This window comes from Bradyrhizobium sp. (genome assembly GCF_049798375.1).
Classification (GTDB): Bacteria; Pseudomonadota; Alphaproteobacteria; order Rhizobiales; family Xanthobacteraceae; genus Bradyrhizobium.
The window spans coordinates 1-3,088 of record NZ_JBARGP010000524.1; the positions used below are offsets into that span (position 1 = coordinate 1).

A 3,088-nucleotide genomic window follows, 5' to 3' on the forward strand; every position below is an offset into this window, starting at 1 on the left:
GGCGCTTCGCCTATGACAGCTATCGCCGCTTCATCACGATGTATTCGGACGTGGTGCTCGGCTTCGAGCATCATCATTTCGAGGACATCCTCGACACCTTCAAGGACAGCCAGGGCTACACGCTCGACACCGACCTCTCCGCCGAGGATTGGGAGCGACTGGTCGGCAAGTACAAGGAAGCGGTCGCGCACGAGACCGGCAAGGATTTTCCGCAGGATCCGCACGACCAGCTGTGGGGCGCGATCGGGGCCGTCTTCTCATCCTGGATGAACGCGCGCGCGGTGACCTATCGCAGGCTGCACGACATTCCGGAATCCTGGGGCACCGCCGTCAATGTGCAGGCCATGGTGTTCGGCAACATGGGCGAGACCTCGGCGACCGGCGTCGCCTTCACCCGCAATCCCTCGACCGGCGAGGCCAAGCTCTATGGCGAGTTCCTGATCAACGCGCAGGGCGAGGACGTCGTGGCCGGCATCCGCACGCCGCAGGAGATCACTGAAGAATCGCGCCAGGAGTCCGGCTCCGACAAGCCGTCGATGGAAAGCGCGATGCCGGAGGCGTTCAAGGAACTGACGCGGATCTACAGGCTGCTCGAGAAGCACTACCGCGACATGCAGGACATGGAGTTCACGGTCGAGCGCGGCAAATTGTGGATGCTGCAAACCCGCAACGGCAAGCGCACGGCGAAAGCCGCGCTGCGCATCGCGGTCGAACTCGCCAGTGAGGGCCTGATCTCGGAGAAGGATGCGGTACTGCGGGTCGAGCCGGCTTCGCTCGACCAGCTGTTGCATCCGACCATCGATCCCTCCGCGCAGCGCGACGTGATCGCGACCGGCCTGCCGGCGTCTCCCGGCGCCGCGTCCGGTGAAATCGTTTTCTCCTCGGAGGAGGCTGCGAAGCTGCAGGCCGACGGGCGCAAGGTGATCCTGGTCCGCATCGAGACCTCGCCGGAGGACATCCACGGCATGCACGCGGCGGAGGGCATCCTCACGACGCGCGGCGGCATGACCTCGCATGCGGCGGTGGTCGCGCGTGGCATGGGCAAGCCCTGCGTCTCCGGCTGCGGCAGCGTCCGCGTCGACTACGGCCGTGGCACCATGAGCATCGGCCATCGCAGCTTCAAGACCGGCGACATCATCACCATCGACGGCTCGAACGGCCAGGTGCTGGCAGGGCGCATGCCGATGATCGAGCCGGAGCTGTCCGGCGAGTTCGGCACCTTGATGGGCTGGGCCGACGAGGTGCGCAAGACCGGCGTGCGCGTCAATGCCGACACGCCGGCGGACGCGCGCACCGCGATCAAATTCGGCGCCGAGGGCATCGGACTGTGCCGCACCGAGCACATGTTCTTCGAGGAAACCCGCATCCGCACCGTGCGCGAGATGATCCTCGCCGAGGACGAGCAGACGCGGCGCGCGGCGCTGGCCAAGCTGCTGCCGATGCAGCGTGCCGATTTCGTCGAGCTGTTCGAGATAATGAAGGGGCTGCCGGTCACGATCCGGCTGCTCGATCCGCCGCTGCACGAGTTCCTGCCGCACACGCAAGCCGAGGTCGAGGAGGTCGCGCGCGCGATGAACACCGATCCGCGCCGGCTTGCCGACCGCGCCCGCGAGCTTTCCGAATTCAACCCGATGCTCGGCTTCCGCGGTTGCCGTCTCGCGATCGCCTATCCGGAGATCGCGGAGATGCAGGCACGCGCAATCTTCGAGGCCGCTGTGGAAGCGGAGAAGCGCACCGGCGAGGCGGTCGGCCTCGAGGTGATGGTGCCGCTGATTGCGACCAAGGCCGAGTTCGACCTGGTCAAGGCGCGCATCGATGCGATGGCGAAGGATGTGTCGCGCGAGACCGGCGTCGAGCTCGAATACCAGGTCGGCACCATGATCGAGCTGCCGCGCGCAGCACTGATGGCCGGCGAGATCGCAGAGACCGCCGAGTTCTTCTCGTTCGGCACCAACGATCTGACGCAGACCACGTTCGGCATCAGCCGCGACGACGCCGCGAGCTTCCTCGGCACCTACATCAACAAGGGCATTCTGGAGGTCGATCCGTTCATCTCGATTGATCGCACCGGCGTCGGCGAGCTGGTCAAGATCGGCGTCGAGCGCGGCCGCAAGACACGCGCCGGCATCAAGGTCGGTATCTGCGGCGAGCATGGCGGCGATCCGGCCTCGGTCGCGTTCTGCCATCAGATCGGCATGGACTACGTCTCGTGCTCGCCCTATCGCGTGCCGATCGCGCGGCTTGCTGCCGCACAGGCTGCGCTCGGCAAGGAGATCGCGAGCCAGGCGTGACGCGCAGCCCATCGGCTCATGAGACAAAGGCCGGCATGTGTTGCCGGCCTTTTTCATGCATTGAGCGGAACTCGCTTCTTCAAAGGGCAGCCAATTCATCTTGACGTGCGTTCACGCGCGCTCGCGTGCATCCGCACGACCCCGGTGTCCGCAAAGCTTTCTTCATCGTCTTCATTGACCCGAAATTTACTGTTTTCGTCGCGCCCCTGTTTACCAAGCTTTTTGATAGCGGGTTCCACTGCAACCTGGCGGCTTGCCTGTCTCACGCCTGCAACGCCGATTAACTCCCCAGCAACCTAAACAGATTACGAAGGGATACGATCGAATTGCACGGATGAACTGCCTTCGATCTTCCTGAGTAAGTGTTGCGTTGAGCGTATCGATGTTAGTTATGCGTTCCAGTCCGAAGGGCGCGCGGTTCGCGTCCTTCGGACTCGGTCTCTGCATCTTCGCTTTGATGCCGACAGAGACCGGGTATCAAGACATCGCGTCCCTGCTTGCCCGCCAGCCCGGTGTCGCTGAGCGCTGGCAGCAGCGGGTGTTCTCGGCCGCGGCCTCCGTGCAGCTCGCGACCTACAGCTTCAGCCTTCCGGTTGGAACGGCCGCACCGCAGAGCGCGACCTATCAACTTGCAAGCCTCAACGTCAGGCATTCCGACGTCACCGGGACGATCCCACGGAATCCGGCGCTGCAGTCGCCGTCGCGCTATCAGGCCTCCGATTTTCCCAAGGTCGATCGCACCTTGAAGGGTGATCGTCTCGTGATCGCGCCGCCGGCGCCTGCCGCGACCGATCAGC

Annotated in this window: 1 protein-coding gene and 1 pseudogene; both read left to right on the forward strand. The window is 64.4% G+C overall.

Going from position 1 to position 3,088, the window contains the following annotated elements:
- Positions 1-2,291 (forward strand): pyruvate, phosphate dikinase (gene ppdK, locus WA702_RS21245; protein WP_425112516.1); only part of this gene is annotated, 2,291 nt, incomplete at its 5' end.
- 382 nt (positions 2,292-2,673) lie between these two features.
- Positions 2,674-3,088, forward strand: a pseudogene (locus WA702_RS21250) (cell wall hydrolase); the annotation flags it as partial.